This is a genomic window from Prosthecobacter fluviatilis (assembly GCF_042655725.1).
Lineage (GTDB): Bacteria > Verrucomicrobiota > Verrucomicrobiia > Verrucomicrobiales > Verrucomicrobiaceae > Prosthecobacter > Prosthecobacter fluviatilis.
Genome location: NZ_JBHSMQ010000011.1, coordinates 92,917 through 111,700 on the forward strand (window position 1 = coordinate 92,917; position 18,784 = coordinate 111,700).

At 61.0% G+C, this 18,784-nt stretch carries 15 protein-coding genes; 11 read left to right on the forward strand and 4 right to left on the reverse strand.

Annotated elements, in window-relative coordinates; all coding sequences use genetic code 11:
- The first annotated feature begins 10 nt into the window (after positions 1 to 10).
- From metF to ACFQDI_RS22095, 3 genes are all read left to right on the forward strand, one after another.
- A complete protein-coding gene (gene metF / locus ACFQDI_RS22085) occupies positions 11 to 934 on the forward strand; it encodes a methylenetetrahydrofolate reductase [NAD(P)H] (protein ID WP_377171033.1) in 924 nt (307 codons plus the stop codon).
- Positions 931 to 1,878, forward strand: a complete 948-nt coding sequence (locus ACFQDI_RS22090) for an ROK family protein (RefSeq protein ID WP_377171035.1) — start codon at positions 931 to 933, stop codon at positions 1,876 to 1,878. Before metF ends, ACFQDI_RS22090 begins: the two co-directional genes overlap by 4 nt.
- A 221-nt stretch (positions 1,879 to 2,099) precedes the next feature.
- A complete protein-coding gene (locus ACFQDI_RS22095) occupies positions 2,100 to 4,403 on the forward strand; it encodes an alpha/beta hydrolase family protein (protein ID WP_377171037.1) in 2,304 nt (767 codons plus the stop codon).
- A 54-nt stretch (positions 4,404 to 4,457) separates the two neighbouring features.
- Here the strand turns inward: ACFQDI_RS22095 and ACFQDI_RS22100 are convergent, their stop codons facing one another.
- The 3 genes from ACFQDI_RS22100 to ACFQDI_RS22110 are packed head-to-tail and all read right to left on the reverse strand — an operon-like array spanning position 4,458 to position 8,049.
- Positions 4,458 to 5,042, reverse strand: a complete 585-nt coding sequence (locus ACFQDI_RS22100) for a GNAT family N-acetyltransferase (RefSeq protein WP_377171039.1) — start codon at positions 5,040 to 5,042, stop codon at positions 4,458 to 4,460.
- Positions 5,043 to 5,044: 2 nt separating this feature from the next.
- Complete coding sequence (locus tag ACFQDI_RS22105; RefSeq protein ID WP_377171041.1) at positions 5,045 to 5,470, reverse strand: SufE family protein; 426 nt, start codon at positions 5,468 to 5,470, stop codon at positions 5,045 to 5,047.
- Positions 5,467 to 8,049 (reverse strand): protein kinase domain-containing protein, encoded by a 2,583-nt coding sequence (locus ACFQDI_RS22110; protein ID WP_377171043.1) that lies wholly within the window; start codon positions 8,047 to 8,049, stop codon positions 5,467 to 5,469. Before ACFQDI_RS22110 ends, ACFQDI_RS22105 begins: the two co-directional genes overlap by 4 nt.
- A 180-nt stretch (positions 8,050 to 8,229) precedes the next feature.
- Here ACFQDI_RS22110 and ACFQDI_RS22115 point away from each other — a divergent pair, with 180 nt between their 5' ends.
- Positions 8,230 to 8,661, forward strand: coding sequence for a YkgJ family cysteine cluster protein (locus tag ACFQDI_RS22115; protein ID WP_377171045.1), 432 nt, complete (start codon positions 8,230 to 8,232; stop codon positions 8,659 to 8,661).
- 2 nt (positions 8,662 to 8,663) lie between these two features.
- Here ACFQDI_RS22115 and ACFQDI_RS22120 read toward each other — a convergent pair whose 3' ends face one another.
- Positions 8,664 to 9,236 carry a c-type cytochrome domain-containing protein gene (locus tag ACFQDI_RS22120; RefSeq protein ID WP_377171047.1) on the reverse strand — a complete coding sequence of 191 codons (573 nt, stop codon included), beginning with the start codon at positions 9,234 to 9,236 and terminating at the stop codon, positions 8,664 to 8,666.
- Between the two features lie 85 nt (positions 9,237 to 9,321).
- Here ACFQDI_RS22120 and ACFQDI_RS22125 point away from each other — a divergent pair, with 85 nt between their 5' ends.
- From ACFQDI_RS22125 to ACFQDI_RS22155, 7 genes are all read left to right on the forward strand, one after another.
- A complete protein-coding gene (locus ACFQDI_RS22125; protein WP_377171049.1) occupies positions 9,322 to 10,188 on the forward strand; it encodes an RluA family pseudouridine synthase in 867 nt (288 codons plus the stop codon).
- Positions 10,189 to 10,386: 198 nt separating this feature from the next.
- Positions 10,387 to 14,271: a beta strand repeat-containing protein gene (locus ACFQDI_RS22130; protein ID WP_377171051.1), complete on the forward strand. Its 3,885-nt coding sequence runs from the start codon at positions 10,387 to 10,389 to the stop codon at positions 14,269 to 14,271.
- A gap of 185 nt (positions 14,272 to 14,456) precedes the next feature.
- Positions 14,457 to 15,149 (forward strand): 30S ribosomal protein S2, encoded by a 693-nt coding sequence (gene rpsB, locus ACFQDI_RS22135; protein ID WP_377171053.1) that lies wholly within the window; start codon positions 14,457 to 14,459, stop codon positions 15,147 to 15,149.
- Between the two features lie 22 nt (positions 15,150 to 15,171).
- On the forward strand, positions 15,172 to 15,768 hold the full coding sequence (tsf, locus tag ACFQDI_RS22140) for a translation elongation factor Ts (RefSeq protein ID WP_377171055.1): 597 nt from the start codon (positions 15,172 to 15,174) through the stop codon (positions 15,766 to 15,768).
- A gap of 372 nt (positions 15,769 to 16,140) precedes the next feature.
- A complete protein-coding gene (locus tag ACFQDI_RS22145) occupies positions 16,141 to 17,205 on the forward strand; it encodes a 3-deoxy-7-phosphoheptulonate synthase (RefSeq protein ID WP_377171057.1) in 1,065 nt (354 codons plus the stop codon).
- Positions 17,202 to 18,197, forward strand: a complete 996-nt coding sequence (locus ACFQDI_RS22150; protein WP_377171059.1) for a bifunctional heptose 7-phosphate kinase/heptose 1-phosphate adenyltransferase — start codon at positions 17,202 to 17,204, stop codon at positions 18,195 to 18,197. The genes ACFQDI_RS22145 and ACFQDI_RS22150 overlap by 4 nt, the downstream gene beginning before the upstream one ends.
- Positions 18,194 to 18,775: a D-sedoheptulose 7-phosphate isomerase gene (locus ACFQDI_RS22155; protein ID WP_377171061.1), complete on the forward strand. Its 582-nt coding sequence runs from the start codon at positions 18,194 to 18,196 to the stop codon at positions 18,773 to 18,775. The genes ACFQDI_RS22150 and ACFQDI_RS22155 overlap by 4 nt, the downstream gene beginning before the upstream one ends.
- Positions 18,776 to 18,784 lie beyond the last annotated feature (9 nt).

Below are 18,784 nucleotides of genomic sequence, written 5' to 3' on the forward strand. Positions count from 1 at the left end.
AACTCCCGACATGCACATCGCCGACATCCTCCAATCCCAGCGCCCCACGCTCTCGTTTGAGTTCTTCCCACCGAAGACCGCCGAGGCCTTTGAGGCGCTGTATCAGACCATCGGCGAGTTGGAGGCCTTCAAGCCCTCCTTTGTCAGCGTGACCTACGGCGCAGGCGGTTCCACCCGCGAGCTCACGCACGATCTGGTGGTGCGCATCAAAACCACCACCAGCCTCGATGCCGTGCCGCACCTCACCTGCGTCTGCCACAGCGAGGCGGACATCGCCGCCATCCTGGAGCGCTACGCCCAGGCGGGGGTGAGCAACATCCTCGCCCTCGGTGGCGACCCGCCGAAGAATCTCGCCGGCTACGACCGCTCCAAAGATGCCTTCCAGCACGCCGCCGACCTCGTGGCCTTCATCAAGAAGTTCAACGACACCGGCGCTCATCCTGACAGGCGCGGCTTCGGCATCGGCGTTGCCGGTTTCCCGGAAGGTCATCCCAGCACGCCCAACCGCGTCCTGGAAATGGATTACCTCAAGGCCAAGGTCGATGCCGGCGCGGACTACATCTGCACCCAGCTCTTTTTCGACAACCACGACTTCTACGACTTCCGCGAGCGCTGCCACCTGGCCGGGATCAACATCCCGATCATTGCCGGCATCATGCCCATCACAAGCGCCTCCGGCATGCGCCGCATGGCAGAGCTGGCTGCCGGTGCCCGCTACCCGGCGAAGCTCCTCCGCGCCATCCAGCGTTGTGGTGGAGATGAGGCCGCCGTGCAGAAAGTCGGCATCCACTACGCGACCGAGCAGTGCCACGATCTTCTCGATCACGGCGTGGACGGCATCCATTTCTACACCCTCAACAAATCCCACGCCACGCGCGAGATCTACTCCAGTCTCGGCATCCGTGACTCCGCCGCTGTGCGGCCGCATTCATGAGCGAAGAAGCCCCCCTCATCGCCGCCATCGAGGCAGGCGGCACCAAGTTCGTCTGTGCCGTCGGTACCGGGCCCCATGATGTTCGTGATGTCACACGCATTGATACCACCACGCCTGAGGATACTCTCGCCGGCGTGACACGCTTTCTATCGACGGCTAAGTCCAAGCACGGCTCCATTGCTGCCATTGGCATCGGTTCCTTTGGTCCTATCGACCTCGACAAAAAAAGCGAGACCTACGGCTACATCACTTCCACCCCCAAGCCTGGCTGGCAGTTCACAAACATCGTCCCCAAGCTCCAGGACCGCTACCATGTGCCCATCGCCTGGGACACAGATGTGAACGCCGCCGTTCTTGGCGAATATCTGTGGGGTGCCGGGCAGGATACAGATCCGCTCATCTACATTACCGTTGGCACAGGTGTTGGAGGAGGAGTGCTCATCAATGGCCAGCTCCTCCATGGCATGCTGCACCCTGAGATTGGCCACATGCTGGTGCCGCCGCCGCAGAATTCCTCGGCCATTCAGCACGCCTGCCACTGCCCATTTCACAGCAGCTGTGTTGAAGGCTACGTCAGCGGCACCTCCCTCGCTTCACGCTGGGGTGTCAAGGCCGATGCTCTCCCGCCCGACCACCCCGCATGGGAGGAGGTGGCGGATGTCATGGCCCACGCGCTCATGAATCTCGCTCTCAGCATTTCCCCAAAGCGGATCATTCTTGGTGGCGGTGTCATGAGCCAGGAGCACATCCTGCCCCTTATCCGTGGCAGGCTGCACAAGCTCAACAACGGCTACCTCCGTGTTCCTGAGCTTGGCCGTAACATCGACGATTTCATTGTCGCTCCTGGGCTGGGTGCACGCTCCGGGCTCCTCGGTGCTCTGGCACTGGGCAAGTATGAGCTCGACAGGCATCTGGGCCAAAGCTCAGAGGCAGCTTTCCGCTAAAAGCGCCTTCATCATTTTGCAGACACGGGGGCCTCTTGGCATCTGTGCCTGATCACATCCCGCTGCAATTCGTAGCAGGGGGGCAGCAGCGAAGCATTGGGAGGCTGGCCTGGGCAGGCGTTCTCCCAATCTCCTGCCGGTTAAAAGCCGCTTTTGCAGGTGGGGGCTGACAAATTCCCATGGGCTTGCAAGACTGGAATGATGACCGTTGATTCATCACCATGAAAATCCCGACCATCTTTGCTTTCCTCCTCTTGGTGGGACGTGTCCTCGCACAGCAGACTGAAACACTGCCTGGCACGCAGCCGCTCCTCAAGGATGGCGACATCTCACAGCAGATGCATGCGGCGGCGTTGGAAGACATGGATCAGCTGATCACCAGCTCGCTGAAAACACGCGAACGTTACTGGCATAGGGATGTGTCTTCTCCGCAGGCTTATGCAGAGTCGGTCCGCGAGAACCGCGAGCGCTTCAGACACATCATTGGTCTCAGGGACAAGCGAGTGCCTGTGGCCTTGGAGCGCTATGGGGACGAGACCAACCTCGCGCTCGTGGGCAAGACGAAAGCCTACCGCATCTACCAGGTGCGCTGGCCCGTCCTGGAGCAGGTTTCAGGTGAAGGTCTGCTGCTGGAGCCCAAGGGGAAGCCTCGTGGCTACATCATCGCTCTTCCAGATGCTGATCAGACGCCGGAGCAGATCGCCGGTTTGTCTCCTGGCGTGGCGCCGGAGGCACAGATCGCCCGCCGCTTCGTCGAAAACGGGTTTGCCGTCATCGTTCCCGTTTTGATCAGCCGCAGCACTGCCGGTTCCGGCAATCCTGAGATCCTCATGACGAATATGCCGCATCGTGAATGGATCCACCGGCAGGCCTACATGATGGGTCGGCATATCATTGGTTATGAAGTTCAGAAGGTGCTGGCGCTGGTGGACTGGATCAACATTCACCGCCACGACCAGATCGGCGTCGCAGGCTATGGCGAAGGCGGGCTCATCGCCATGTATGCCGCCGCCGTGGACACCCGCATCGACGCCGCTCTCGTCAGCGGGTATTTCAAATCCCGTCAGCGCACGTGGCATGAACCCCTCTACCGCAATGTCTGGGGCCTCCTGGCTGAGTTTGGCGATGCGGAGATTGCCTCTCTCATTGCGCCGCGCGGCCTTGTCATTCAGTACGCGGATGAACCGGACGTTGCAGGCCCGCCAGAGCCCAAAGGAAAAAAAGGCCAGGCAGCACCCGGCAGACTCACCACGCCTGAATTTGACGAGGTCCAGGAGGAGTACTCACGCATCGACTCTTTGGTGCCGACGAGCCTTCAGCATCGGTCCCTCGTGCGTGGAGATGCAGCCGCCGCCAGCGCACTTTCCAAGCTGCTCAAAACCGAGGTGAGCATGGCGCTTTCCAAGGAACTCCCACAGAATTTGCGCCAGACCTACTTGCCTGCAGTTCGTCAGCTGGCTCAGCTCAAAGAACTCGAGGCTCATGTGCAGCGCCTGATCCGTGGCTCGGACAAAGTCAGGAATGATTTCTTCCTCTACAAGGCCATGCCTGAGCTCAGCAACGATGCCTGGACCTATGCGCAGTTTGCCGACAAAAAGCCGGACAAATTCATCGCTGCGGCAAAAGACTACCGCAAAACTTTCTGGGATGAAGTGATCGGCCGCATTGACTCACCGCTCCCCACGCCCAAACCCCGGTCACGCAAAATTTACGACAAGCCCAAATGGACCGGCTATGAAGTCGTGCTGGATGTCGGAGGCGAAGGTTTCGCCTGGGGGGTGCTCCTGCTGCCCAAAGACCTGCAGCCCGGAGAGAAGCGTCCCGTCGTCGTCTGCCAGCATGGACGTCACGGTGTGCCTTCAGATGTCATCGAGGGGGACAAGCTCGCCTACCACGACTTCGCCGCGCACCTGGCTGAGCGTGGTTTTATCGTTCTCGCTCCGCACAATCTGTACAAAGAGGAGGAGCAGTACCGCACCCTCTCACGCAAGGGCAACACCGTGAAAGCCTCCATGTTCTCCGTCATGCTCCGCCATCACGAGCAGTGGCTCAAATGGCTAGCCTCGCTGCCGCAGGTGGATGAGAAGCGCGTCGGTTTTTACGGTCTGAGCTACGGTGGCGAATCCGCCGTCCGCATCCCCCCGCTGCTCGATGGCTACTGCCTCTCCATCTGCTCCGGCGATTTCAATGACTGGACCCGCAAGGTGGCCACCACTGAGGACAAGCACAGCTTCATGTTCACCGACGAGTGGGAGATGCCCTACTTCAACATGGGCAGCACCTTCAGCTACGCCGAGCTGACCTACCTCATGTTTCCCCGCGCCTTCATGGTCGAGCGCGGGCACCACGACGGCGTCTCCATCGACCCCTGGGTCGCCTACGAGTACGCCAAAACCCGCTGGCTCTACGCCCAGTTCGGCATGGAAGACCGCACCGAGATCGAGTTCTTCAACGGCGGCCACACCATCAACGGCCAGGGCACCTTCGAGTTCCTCCACAAGCAGCTCAGCTGGCCCAAGCGCTAGCAGCAGTCCCGTAACCCGAGCATCCATGTTCGGGTTCCTGCAGACTCCTGCTGGTCACAGCTCCTTCGTCCAATACGTCAGCGTCTTCGGAGACTCCTCATCTTCCCCGATCTCCTTCCACACAAAGGTGGCCTGCAGTTCCGGGCGCTTTACATACCCCTGGCTCCGCCAGAAATCATCCAGTGGCCGATATCCCTGCGGGCGCAGCGGATGCGTCTCCAAGCGGTCCACCGCACAGAAGGTGCTGAGCTTCAGCCCCAGCTTCCTGGCATGAGCCTCACGCCGCACAAAGAACTCTTTGCCGATGCCTCTGCCCCGATACTCCGGCAGCAGGATCGATTCGCCGAAGTAGCAGATTGTGGAAATATCATAGCCCCCTTGCACAAACGGGGCTTTGAATTCCGGTCCCTCATCCGGCATCGGCAGGCACGTGGTGGCACCCACCACCTTGTCCTCATCAAAGACCAGCACCACAAGGCTGCCTTCGGATCTCACATACGTGCCCAGGTAATCACGCTCATTTTCCAGATTGCCCACGTAGAGATAGGGGTATTCATGGAAAACCGAGATGCGCAGGGCCCCCAGGGCGTCAATGTGGGAGGCCAGTTCGGCACCGTGGAAGTTTTGCAGACGAAGCATGGTCAGTTAGAAGCGGTGGAGGTGGAAAACTGCTCCGCCATGGCGCGGATTTTGAGCCGCATGTTGGCCAGGCCGTTGAGGCGGGTAGGGGAGAGCATCTTGGTAAAACTGCAGGCCTCCCACACACGCGGCTCTTCAGCCGCCGCTTCCGCAGGGGTCGCTCCGCTGTACAGGTCACACAGCAGCGAGGCCAGCCCTTTCACCATGGGAGACTCCGCATCGCAGGTGAAGCGTGTTTTTCCCTCAAGACACTCTCCATGCAGCCAGACGCGCGAGACACAGCCCGGCACTAGATTGGCCTCCGTTTTGTGGGCCGCATCCAGTTTCATCGCCGTGCCACGGGACACCACGGCATTCAGGCGCTCATGCGGGTCAGGGATGAAATTCAGGTCGTCGATCAGCGCCTGCTGTTTTTCTGCGAGGCTCATTTCAGCTTTGCCAGTCGGCCCTTGCTCCAGTTCAGCCCCGTCTGAATGGCTTCGTCATTGGCGATGGCGGCCGCCAGTTTCTCCCAGATGGCCACCGCATTGGCAAAGGCGGCCTTGGCTTCAGGCTTTTTGCCCGCGCTCTCGCTGGTGTGCCCCAGTGAACCATAAAGCTGAGCCAGCTGGCTGGCCCACATACGGCGCTCAGGGGTGAGCTTGTCGCTGGCAGGCTGCGCCTGAATGAGGGCTTCCAGAGATTCCACTGCCTGTTTTGCGATCGGAATGGCGGCTGAAGTCTTGCCGCTGTCGGCCAGCAGTTCCGCATATTCGCCGCGCAGCTTGGCCAGCAGGAACCCGTAGCGCACGTTGTCCTTGTCGTCTGCGATGATTTCGTTCACCAGCTCGATGGCGTCCTGCTTCTTCTTGCTGGCCTCTGCCGGGTTGCCCGCATCCCTTGCCAGCGAGGCTATGGCGCCATAGTTGCGGGCCAGAAGGTACTTCACCTCAGCCCACTCGGGCAGCAGGCGGTTGAGCTCCAGCAGGATCGGGACGGCCTGATTGTGTGCCTCTCTGGCATCAGAGCCGCTGAAATGACGTCCGATCAGCTCTGCCAGCTCGGTGTAGGCCTCCGCCAGCAGCAGCGCCTGGTCCTGGTTGCGTGGGCTGCTGCCCAGCACCAGCTCGCCCATGTCTTTCACAGAGTCGATCAGAGTGTTCAGAGCCTCCTCGACCTTGCCCGCATCACGCTGGCTGATGCCCTTGGCAAACTTGGCGCGTGCGAGGATGAATTTCTCGTCGTTGATCAGGTCGTGGCCGATGATCTTGGCATCTAGGATCGTGGGCACACGCGCCAGCGCCTGCTCAGAGTCGGCCACGTCACCGTTGCGCAGCGTTCGCAGGCCATATTCCAGCCAGGCACGGGCGCATTCGTTGCGGGCGAGGCGGTTCTTTGGATCTGCGGCGAGTCCTTTGTCGAGATTGACCGTGGCTTCCTTGAGCAGGGAGAGCGACTCGACATGCCGCCCCTCTCTTCCGCGAATGTCTGAAAGCAGCAGGCTGTAGCGGCCCAGCCACTGCTGGTAGAGCGCGATCTGCGCCCCTGCTCCATTTCCTTTGCTGATGAGTTCGGCCGCCTGGTCACGGGCCTTGGTGAGGAACACGACCGCCTGCGCCGTGTTTCTCAGCTTGAGGTGCAGCTGGCCGATGTTGCCATACGCGCGCAGCCGCTCCACGCCAAGCGCCGGAGATTGCTCCAGCAAGGGCAGCCCGCGCATGCAGTACGCCAGCGCATCCTTGAGCTGCTCCTTCTGAAAGCCTGCCTCCATTTCATTACCCGTCGGTGTCTGCAGCAGCTGTGTCAGAAACTGGTCCACGGCATTCTGCGAGTTTTGGAGGTTCTGATCCGCCACCGCCTTGGCGTTGTGCTCGTTGTCACGCTCGCTTGTCAGCTGGGCGATGCGGCTGTGAAGCGCATCACTTTCCATCTTGTGCACATCATTGATGCTGGAGATCAGCTGCTCCGCCTTCTGCAGGCTGCGCCGGGTCTGGAAAGCATAGACAAAGCAAAGCGCAAAAATGGCCAGCAGCGAGATGGCGGCGGTCTGCCAGGTGAGCACCTTTTTCGCCTGTTTCTGCCGCTCGCGCACGGTCTGCTCCCGCGATTCCTCCAGCAGATAGTCGCTTTCCAGCACTTCAAATTCGCGCACGATCTCGCGCATGTCCGCCCAGCGTGCGGCCGGATTGAGATCCAGCGCGCGTTCGATGATGCTGCGGCGGCGCTCCTCCCACTTGGACTGTGCCGTTTGAGGCCAGTAGATTTTCGGCTGCGCTTTGACTGCGGCCAGCAGGGCATTGCTGTCCACCTGCACCGCCAGTCCCGCCGCCGCCTGCTGGCGGGCGCGCTCGACCTCGCTTTCCCACATCTCCGCACCGCGTGGCAGTGCGCCGTTGAGCAGGCGGTAGGCGAGCACTCCAAAGCTGTACACATCCCAGGACGGCCCGTAGCCCGCAAAAACACCATCAGGATTTTCCGCCTGTTCCGGGCAGAGATGCACAAAGTGATCCGTCAGCTCAAGGTGATGAATGCCCCCCACCCAGCCTTGCGCGATGTCCGTGAGGCGGACAGAGGACTCTGCATCGTCCTCCAGCAGGATGTTCGACGGACGCAGGTTGCCATGCGGGATGCCATGCTTGTGCAGCCAGGCAAGTGCATCGGCCACCTCATAGATGTGCCTCCAGGCCTGCTCCGGCGGCAGGCCACTGCAGGCGGACTCCAGCGTCGGCGTCTGCCACAGGCGCCGGCCATGGCTGTCTTTCGTCATCACTCCCACCAGGGGCATGACGCAAAAGTAGGGCGTCCTGTCGAAACTGTAGTTTTCCACCGGCAGCACGCCGCGATGGTGAGGCATCTGCTGCAAAGCGCGGAAGGCGGTGGCCAGCGCCTTGCGGTTGATCGCCATCGAGCTGAACACCTTCACCGCGCAGGCTTTGCCGTTGGTGGACACCGCCCGGTACACGGCTCCGCACCTCCCGCTTCCGACCAGGTCCTGCAATTCATGTCCGGCGATTTCGGGCAGACTCATGCGTGCTTCAGATGTCTCTAGGGGAGAATGGTTGACCCAGGATGACGCGAAAATTGGACTGAAGCGACACCATGGGCACGTACGATGGTGGCGGAATGGGAAATCTCAAATCTCAAAATGACCCGTTGCAAAAATCACGTGCTACAAGGGCTGTAACAGCCATGCTGGGGCGCGAGCCGCATGAGACCCACAAAGCCTGACCATCGCCACGAAATCGAGGCCATTTACGCCGAACTCGAGCGTCGGCCACTGCCCCGACAGTGTGAAATGCGTACTGGCTGCTGCCACTTTCGGCTGGCTGGCCACACTCCAGTGCTGACGCTGGGAGAGGCCCTCTATGCAGCCCAGGGCGTTCGTGCCAGCGGGCGCAAGGCCTTGAAACCTCACCCGGACGGGGCGTGCCCTTTGCTGGGCCGTGATGGCCGCTGCACCATTTACAAGCACCGCCCTTTTGGCTGCCGGACCCACTTCTGCGCCGAAGCCGGCGGCATGTACCCACGCAAACACGTGGCAGATCTCATCCAGCGTCTCGAAGCTCTGGACGAGCGCCTTGGCGGCAGCGGTTCCCGCCCGCTTGAGGCTGCCGTCAGCGATGCGCTGGCGAAAATGTGACCTCAGGGGGCCGCACAATCGCGGGCCAGCTTCTGGCTCGCTTCGGACAGCCTTGACATAGCCACGGCGGCCTCTTTGCCGTTTGCGGGCAGTCTCAGCACCACGGTGTCTCCCTCCAGGCGTACAAAACCCGCCTTGATCGTTTTGCCTTCAGTGCTGGTCCAGCTCATGATCGGCGGCAGCGATTTTTTGACAGCCACCGGGGCCATTTTGGGGGCGTCCTTTTCAAAGCTGGCTCCCTCAGTGATCCACTCCGTGATCTTTTTGATCTCCGAGCTGGAGAGGTTCTCATTCGGCGGCATGTGATTCTTGCCGTCATTGACCAGCACTTCGAGGAAATGGCTCTCTGAAGGTTTCCCGGGCCGGATCTGCGCCACATCGTTGTCCTTGATGTCCAGTTTGAAAGTTTCCAGGTCATCAAACACAAACCCCCCCTTCTTTTTCCCAGTCTTCACACTGTGGCATTCATAGCAGTTCCGCTCCAGAATCGGCTGGATGTCCTTCTGAAAATCCGCCGCAAAGATGGATGAGGCGGCTAGGAATGGAAAGATCAGGGCAGGGCGGGGCAGGGGCATGGGGCGCGCGTTTTTTTGACTCACCAGAAACGTGCCATTCCGCTTTTCCTTAGCCAGCATCTTTTTTCCGTGGCATGTGGGCCTCATGTCAGATCAACGCACCGTCACAGCCGCCGCCGAACTCCTGCCGTTCCTTTTTGAGAACTGGCCCGAGACGAAGCGCACGCGCATCAAACAATGGCTGAAATACGGCAGCGTCCGGGTCAACGACCATGCCGTGACCCGCCATGACCACAAACTCACGCCCGGCGACAAGATCACCATCAAGGTGGAGCGCGCCCCGCGCGCCGGTGTCAAGCCCATGCCCGCCGGCCTCAGCATTGTCTATGAGGACGCGGCCATCATCGTCCTGAACAAAGGGGCTGGCTGGCTGACCGTGGCCACCGACTCCGGCAACGGCCGCACCGCCTATGCCGCCCTCACCGACCATGTGCGTGCCACCGATGCCCGTAACCGCGTCTGGATCGTCCATCGCCTCGACCGCGACACTTCCGGCCTCATCGTCTTTGCCAAAACCGAGCCCTTCAAGCGCATCCTTCAGCAGAACTGGCATCGTTTCGACAAAACCTACCTCGCCGTTGCTGAAGGCGTCATCAAGCGCGACTCCGGCACCCTCCGCTGCTACCTCAATGAGGAGTTTTCTCTCCGCGTCCGCAGCGTCCCGCCGGGCGAAGACACTCGCGAGGCCATCACCCACTTCAAGGTGCTCAAGCGCGCCGCCAGCACGACACTCGTCGAGCTCAAGCTCGAGACTGGCCGCCGTCATCAGATCCGGGTCCATCTCTCCGACATGGGCCACCCGATCGTTGGAGACAAGCCCTACGGCGCCACCACCGACCCTGCCAGACGCCTCGCACTTCACTCCAGCGAGCTGCACTTCATCCATCCCGCCACGGAGGAAAAAATGGACTTCGTCCTGCCGCTGCCGGACGTGCTGGCAAAGCTGGTGTAGCGCCTGCCGCCAGCAGCTTCTACGGGATTCATCCCATGCGGTGGTTGCTCCTGATTTTGGAGCGGCATTTGCTGTCTGAAATTCTGGCGTTGTGGCGTATGCTACCCGTCTCCCCCCACCTGAGCCAGGACACTTGTCTGGCGAAAAAAACTCGTCGATTTGAAAGCTGTTTTTTCCTCTGCCCTCCCGCCATCATCTATGCCTTCGGCCAGCTCATTGCTGCTGTCAGCGCTGCCGCTGCGGGGCCGTCACAAGCCTCTGAAGACGCTCATCGCATGGAGCATGATGCTCTGTACACATCTGGGGCTCCAGGCTGCCAACGACCTCTACTGGGACACCAACGGCACCGCCGACGGCTCGGGTGCCGCCACGGGAACCTGGGGCAGCAGTTTGTTTTGGAACACCGATCCCGCTGGCGTCAGCAACACCTTCCAGAGCAGCACCGACGGCAGCAATGATCTCCACTTTTCCGCAGGCACCAACGGTACCCTCGGAACGATCACCGTGAGCGGTGCCCAGCTCGCTCACGGCCTCTATTTTGAAGAAGGTGCGGTCACTCTTAGCGGTGGCACTTCCATCACGCTAAGCGATGGCGCCATCATCGACAACGTCACCGGCGTGATTCCCACGATCTCCACCGCGCTGGTCGCGACCGGCTCTGTCACTCTCACGGGCACGCGCATCTGGCTGAACAACCCCTCCTTCAGCGGTGGGGGCACCCTCAACGTCAATACTTCCAACGCCACTCTGCTGGAAAACAGCGGCGCCTTGAACGGGCTGTCCAGCATCAACATCAACAGCGGGGGCCTCGACATCCGGCAAAACCTCGGCGGATCCACCAATTACAACTATGCCGCAGGCACGACGCTGAACTTCGTCAACTCCAGCGGCCTCAACACCAACATCACCACCGCGGTCACTCCGTCCGTCACCTGGCTGGGAAACATCACCGTCGCCAGCTCCAAGGTGGCCACGCTCAGTGCCTTTGGCACCGGCAGCATCTTTTCCATCAGCGGAAATATTTCTGGCGCCGGCGGCGTGACGATCGGCGGTTCGGGCATCATGGTGTTTGCAGGCACAAACACCTACACGGGCACCACGACGGTCAGTGCGTCCACCCTGCAGATCACCAGTGGTTCGGCCATTGCAGACACGGCGCTCGTCTCCATGGGCACCGGATCATCCACCAACACTTTGGATGTTCAAAGCAGCGAAACGATTGGTGCCTTGAGTGGTGGCACTGCGGCGTTCAGCGTGGTGAATCTCGCTGCAGGACGGACTCTGACCCTCAGCTCAGGCACGCAGACCTACAGCGGCACCTTTGCCGGCAGCGGCAGGCTGACGGTGGCGGGTGCCGCTCAGACACTCGCCAGTGCCGTCAGCCTTGCGGACGTCAGCGTGACCAGCGGCATCCTGACGCTGTCTGCAGCCAATACCATCACCAACGGTCTCAGCCTCAGTGGCGGCACCGTGGTGCTGCTCAATGCGGGAGCTGCGGGCAGCGGCACCATTCAGGCCAGCGGCGGCACGATCCAGGTGGGGGTGGCCCGGGGCAGCTCGCTCACCCTTGCGAATGCGATCACTGTCTCCGCAGGCACCCGCACCTACCTTTCACCCCAGGCCAATGGCGGCGCCTCAGGCACCGCAACCATCAATTTTGGAGGCACGCTCACCATCAGCTCAGGCGGCATCCTAACTCTGGGCACGCCTGGTGGCAACGCTGCCTACGGCACCACCAATGGGGCGCTTGTCTTTGGCGAGGCCGTCTCCTCCGGCACCAAATTCCAGCTCAATGGCAGCAGCTTTACCGTCAGCGGTTTGAGCACCGGCACTGTCGCGCCTGGCTCCGCCACTGTGGAAAATGGCGCCTCCACCGCAGCCACCCTGACAGTCGCACTTGGTGCTGCAACATCCAACACTTACGCCGGCACCCTGCGCAATGGCGGTACCGGCACACTGGCCCTGATCGTCAATGGCGCTGCTGACTCGGTGCTTACCCTCTCTGGCGCCAGCACTTTCACTGGCAGCACCAGCGTCACCTCAGGCAGTCTGGTCTTGGCCAGCAGCCTTGCTTTGCAGGGCAGCACCGTCACCACGGGAGGCACGGGGCTTGTGTTCGCTTCATCCGTGGCCGGCCACAGCTTCACCCTCGGCGGTCTCAGCGGCACGGCAGACCTTGCGCTCACAGACAACGCCTCGGGTGCCGTGACACTCATCATTGGCGCCAACGGCACCTCACAAACCTATTCGGGAGTCCTGAGCGGCGCTGGAGCCCTCACCAAGGTGGGGGCGGGCACCCAGACCTTCAGCGCGGCTCAGACTTACACAGGAGCTACCACGGTCAATGGCGGCACCTTGAAGATCCTCTTTGGCAGCGGTGCACCCACCAGCAATATCATTGATCCTGGTTCAGCGCTCATTCTTGGCGGCGGCACGTTTTTGCAGCAGCAGAGCACCGTGGGACCCAACACCCAGACCCTGAATGGTGTGACCATTCGCGCGGGATCCTCCGTGGTGAACCAGGTCCGCGTGGGGGGCGGCACCATGCTGCTGACTCTGGGCTCGATCACGCGTGAAGCCGGCGGCACCGTCGCCTTCAGCGCCAACGGCAGCGGCACCTCCGGCCTCGCCTCCAATGGAACAAACACCGCATCCGGCATCATCGGTGGCTATGCCACGTACTTTAATTTCAATGGCGGTGCCACCCTCACCAACGCCACCGACTGGGCCACCTACAGCGGTGGCAAGATAGTCTCCCTCTCAGCCGGCTCCTACAGCAACACCGCTGCCACCACAGCCGCCACCAATCTCGACCTCACGGCCAGCGTCACGCTCAACTCCAATGCGGCTGTCGGCAGCATCCGCTTCAACAACGCCATCACCACCCCGACGCTCACGCTCAGCGGTACGCACACGGTCGACAGCGGCGGCATCCTGGTCACCTCCAATGTCGCCGGCAATGCCACACGCATCACCGGCGGCTCGCTCACTTCAGGCAACGGGCAGGACATCATCATCATTCAGAACAACACCAGCGCTGCCCTCACGGTGGACGCCACCCTGACCGGTGCGGTCGGGCTGACCAAAAGCGGCGGAGGCCAGCTGATCCTCGGCGGCACCAATGACTACACAGGCACCACCTATCTCAATGGCGGTGTCACAAGCATCAGCAGCAATGCCGGCCTCGGCTCAGTCACCACCGGCTCGGCAGTCAGTCTCAATGGCGGCACCCTCTCTGTCACGGCATCGGTCGCACTCGAAAACAACGGCGGTGCCCGGCGCAATGTGGTGCTCGGCAGCAACGGCGGCACCCTGGACGTTGCTGCTGGCCAGACGCTGACAGTTAGTGGTGCGCTCAGCGGTGACGGCGCGCTGAGCAAGACCGGGGCGGGGACGCTGGTGCTCAGCGGCAACAGCGCTCAAACCGGAACCACGACCGTCTCAGCTGGAAATCTCCAGGTCGGCTCCGGCGGCAGCGGTCAGACGGGAGTCGGCCAGATCTTCCTCAGCGGAGCCGATGCCGTGTTGTCTGGCACAGGCCAGGTCCTAGGCAGCACCACCGTCACACAGGGCACCGTGAGGCCCGGGGACAGTGGCGGTGCCTCCATAGGCACCCTCAATACCGGCGAACTCGTTTTTACCCCCGCCACAGCCACAACGGTCATTCAGCTTCAGATCACCGGCTCTGCCACCGCTTCCACCCTTGCCTCCGACAAAATCATCATCGGCGGCGGGCTCACCTTGAACGGCAGCAGCAACATCGTCGTCGATGGCAGCGGCTACACGCCCACGTTCGGGGACACCTTTGTGCTTCTCGACTGGAACACCGTGCTCGATACCGGTTCCACCTCTCTTTTCAGCATCGGCACCAACGGACGCACAGGGGCCAACATCGGCAACGAGGGTAACCTAGATCTCCCTGATATCAGCTCCTACAGCCTTGCCTGGGAGATTCGCGACTTCGGCGGTAGCGGTTCCCTCACCCTCGTCGTCGTCCCTGAACCCGCCCGCTCCTTGCTCCTGCTGTTTGCCCTACTGCCGCTCTGTCTGCGCCGCAGGAGAGCAGCTTCCGGCGGCATGTGACAGTTCCGCAGCAGAAAAACCGCTTGCCGTCTCAGGGGATGCCGGTAACATCGCGCCCCCTTTTGCCGGGCCACGTTGGTCAGGCCAAAGGGCTCAACCCTAAGCCCGTTCGACCGGATCAGCCCTTGTGGCTGAGCGTTTTGCAGCTCAAAGCGTGCGGAAGACAGGCGCCTTCTATCAAATACATGTCAACACAGATCCTCGCCGAACTCGTCGAAGCCGGAGTCCATTTCGGACATCAAACCAAGCGCTGGAACCCCAAGATGAAGAGCTTCATCATGGGCACCAAGAACCAGATCCACATCCTCAACATCGAGGAGACCGTGAAGCAGATCGACAAGGCTGCTGATTTCCTCGCCGACCTCGCCCGCCGCGGCAAAAAAATCCTCTTCGTCGGCTGCAAGCGCCAGGCTCAGGAAGCTGTGAAGCAGGCCTCCGAAGCCTGTGGCCAGTTCTACGTCAACCATCGCTGGCTGGGCGGCACGCTCACCAACATGGAGACGATCAAGAAGAGCATCGCCCGCCTCAACTACCTCGAAGACATCGAGAACAAGCCCGAATTCAAGCTCATGTCCAAGAAGGAGCTGGCCGGCCTCAACCGCGAGCGCATCAAGCTTGAGCGCAACCTGCGCGGCATCCGTCACATGGGCAAGATCCCTGACGCTGTCGTCATCGTTGACTCCGCCCGCGAGCACATCGCCGTCCATGAGTCCCGCCGTCTTGGCATCCCGATCGTCGCCCTCGTGGACACGAACGCCGACCCGAACATCATCGACTACCCCATCGCCGCCAACGACGACGCCATCCGCTCCATCCGCATCATCCTGCAGAAGCTGATCGACCCCGTCATCGTCGCCACTGCCGAAGCCAAGAAGTAATCTTCACCCCCAAAAACCAACCATGGCTGAAATCTCCGCTAAACTCGTCATGACCCTGCGTGAAAAGACCAACGCAGGCATGATGGAATGCAAAAAAGCCCTCACGGAAGCCGGTGGCGACCTCGAGAAGGCAGAAACCATCCTCCGCAAAAGCGGCACCATCAAGGCCGAGAAGAAGGCCGACCGCCAGACCAAGGAAGGCATCATCGCCTCCTACATCCACATGGCAGGCCGCATCGGCGTGCTCATCGAAGTGAACTGCGAGACCGACTTCGTCGCCCGCAACGAAAACTTCCAGGCCCTTGTGAAGGACATCTCCCTTCACATTGCCGCTGCCAACCCACGCTACCTCCAGCGCGAAGACGTTCCTGCGGACCTCATCGCCAAGGAGCGTGAAATCGGTGCTGAGCTCGTCAAAGGCAAGCCTGCCAACATTGTGGACAAGATCGTTGACGGCAAAATGGAAAAGTTCTTCGCCGACAACTGCCTCATGGAACAGGCCTTCATCAAGGATCCCGAACTCACCATCGCGAATCTGGTCAAAGGCAAGATCCATGAGCTGGGAGAGAACCTCGTCGTGCGCCGTTTCGTGCGCTACGCCGTGGGTGAAGACATCTGATCTGCTCCTCCAGTAGTTTCTTTAAAAGGCGGTCGGCAACGACCGCCTTTTTTTGTCTGCGCCTCAGACCTTGGTGCTCTCAAAGGGTGATTTATAAACACCTGCTAAATATTTAGCTTTGCCAAAACATCCCAGAGGTGTAAAATTTCCGTAATTGGCATATTTGCTATGAGTGGAAGTCCACAATTGGCGCTGCTTGCCTGCGTTCTGTGCGCACCCCAATGCCATCCACCTGCGGTGGTGCCTGAGTAATGGGCACCACGGGCGGCAGCTTGCCGCAAGTCTGCAATTTCACATCTTATCAGAACTTTTGGTTTCCTCTCCCGCCAGATTCCTCCATTCTGCGCGCCCGCTTTTGTCCCCCCTTTTGCCGTGAGCCAAACCCATCCCACTGACGACCTCCGCGTCGCTGAAATCCTCCCTCTCATCCAGCCTGCTCTGCTCATGCACGAGTTCCGCCTTGGAGAGCAGGAGTCCGCTTTTGTTGAAGGCTCGCGCAAACGTGCCGAAGCCATTCTGACTCTGAAGGATGACCGCCTGCTTGTCGTCGTCGGCCCTTGCTCCATTCACGACACCAAGTCCGCCCTCGAGTACGCCCAGCACATCATCCAGGCGCGTCAGAAATACGCCGCCGATCTGGAGATCGTCATGCGCGTCTATTTTGAAAAGCCGCGCACCACCGTCGGCTGGAAAGGCTTCATCAATGACCCGCACCTTGACGGCACCTTCGACATCAATGCCGGCCTGCGTGGCGCTCGCGACCTCCTCATCAAGCTCACCAAGCGCGGCGTCCCCGCCGGCACCGAGTTTCTCGACGTCATCACCCCGCAGTACATTGCCGACGTCGTCGCTTGGGGAGCCATTGGCGCCCGCACCACGGAAAGCCAGGTGCACCGCCAGCTCGCCTCCGGTCTCTCCATGCCCGTCGGGTTCAAGAACGGCACCGACGGCGGCATCCAGGTCGCGCTTGATGCCATTGAGGCCGCCAAAGGCCAGCACTGCTTCCTCTCTGTCACCAAGGATGGCGTCGCCGCCATCGTGAACACCAAGGGCAACAACGCCTGCCATGTCATCCTGCGCGGCGGCAAAGGCGGCACCAATTTCGATGCCGCCTCCATCAAGATCGTCGCTGACCAGCTCACCGCACGCGGACTCCCCGCCAGCGTCATGGTGGACTGCAGCCACGGCAACAGCCTCAAGGATTACCGCAAACAGCCCCTCGTCTCCGCTTCTCTGGCACAGCAGATCGCCTCGGGCAGCACCGCCATCACCGGCGTGATGATCGAGAGCCACCTCGTCGAAGGACGCCAGGACACCAAGCCCGGCCAGCCGCTCACCTATGGCCAGAGCATCACCGATGCCTGCGTCTCGTGGGAGACCACGGAGGCCATGCTCGAAGAACTTGCCGCCGCAGTTCGCACTCGCCGCAGCAAATGACCTTCACCCGCGATCATCTCCGGCGTCTCGCGCAGGGCCGCATCCTCGTGGTGGGAGATGTCATGCTCGACCACTTCATCTGGGGGCATGTCCGCCGCATTTCGCCAGAGGCGCCCGTTCCCATCGTGGAGGTGACTCGTGAGGAGTTTTATCCGGGCGGAGCCGCCAATGTCGCCCGTAACATCTCCCCGTTCTCGCCAAACACCCATCTCATGGGCCGCGTCGGCAATGACATGGCGGCGGACAAGCTCCGCGCCCTCCTGACCGAGGACAAGGTCGATCCCGCACCGCTGCTGGTGCATCCAACACTCCCCACCATCTCCAAGGCACGCGTCTCCGCACGCCAGCAGCAGATCGTGCGTGTCGACCGTGAAAAACTGCTGCCCCTCACCGAGGCCGAGCTTGTCGAAGTTGAGCAGCGTCTCCGCGATCTCGCGCCCCGGCTCGATGCAATCATCCTGGAAGATTATGGCAAAGGCTTCATGACCGAGCAGCTCATGCAGCTGGTCGCAAAGATCGCAGCCGAGCATAACCTCATCGTCACCGTCGATCCTTCACCACGCAATCCCTTGCCCTGGGCTGGTGTCTCACTGGTGAAGCCCAATCGTCTCGAAGCGTTTGCCGCAGCAGGTCTCGAGGATCACCTCTTGCCCGAAGCTCCGCTCGAAAACAAGGAACTCCTCGAGGTGGGGCGCATACTGCTCGCCAAATGGAACGTCGCCAGCATTCTCGTCACCCTCGGGGAGCAGGGCATGATGTTGTTTGAGCGCGGCCAGCCCCCTCACCACATCCCGACGCGCGCGCGTGAAGTCTTTGATGTCTCCGGTGCCGGGGACACCGCCATTGCTCTGCTTACGCTTGCTCTCGCCACCGGCCACAGCCTGCGAGAAGCCGCCGAAATTTCGAATCACGCCAGCGGCATCGTCGTTGGCAAGCTCGGCACCGCCACATTGACGCCAGACGAGCTGCTGGCAGCCTTCTCATCCCAATGAGCACCGATTTCACCTCTCTCTTCAAAACGCACCTCAGCGAGCATCAGGACGCCATCGCCAAATTGAGTGCGATGAGCGATCAGATCGCTCCGCTTGCTGCAGCCTGGCTCACAGCGCTCAAGGACGGCAAAAAAATCATCTTCTTCGGCAACGGTGGCAGCGCTGCCGATGCGCAGCATCTCGCCGCCGAGTTGGTTGTGCGTTACCGAATCAACCGTCCCGCCCTCGCTGGCATCGCGCTGACCACCGACACCTCCATCCTCACCGCGCACAGCAACGATTTTGGTTACGACACCGTCTTCGCCCGTCAGGTCGAAGCCCTCGCCCAGCCCGGCGATGTCGTCCTCGGTATCTCCACCTCGGGCACCAGCAAAAACGTCCTCCTGGGACTTCAGGCCGCCAACAGGCGAGGCTGTGTCACCATCGCATTCACTGGCGAAAAAGGCGCGGACTGCGCCGCTGAAGCCGCGCATTGTTTCAAAGCCCCCTCCGCGATCACCGCGCGCGTTCAGGAATGCCATCTGCTGATAGGTCATCTCCTCTGCGATTTGGTGGAGCAAAGCTACGCGGCGGCTTGAAGACCGCAC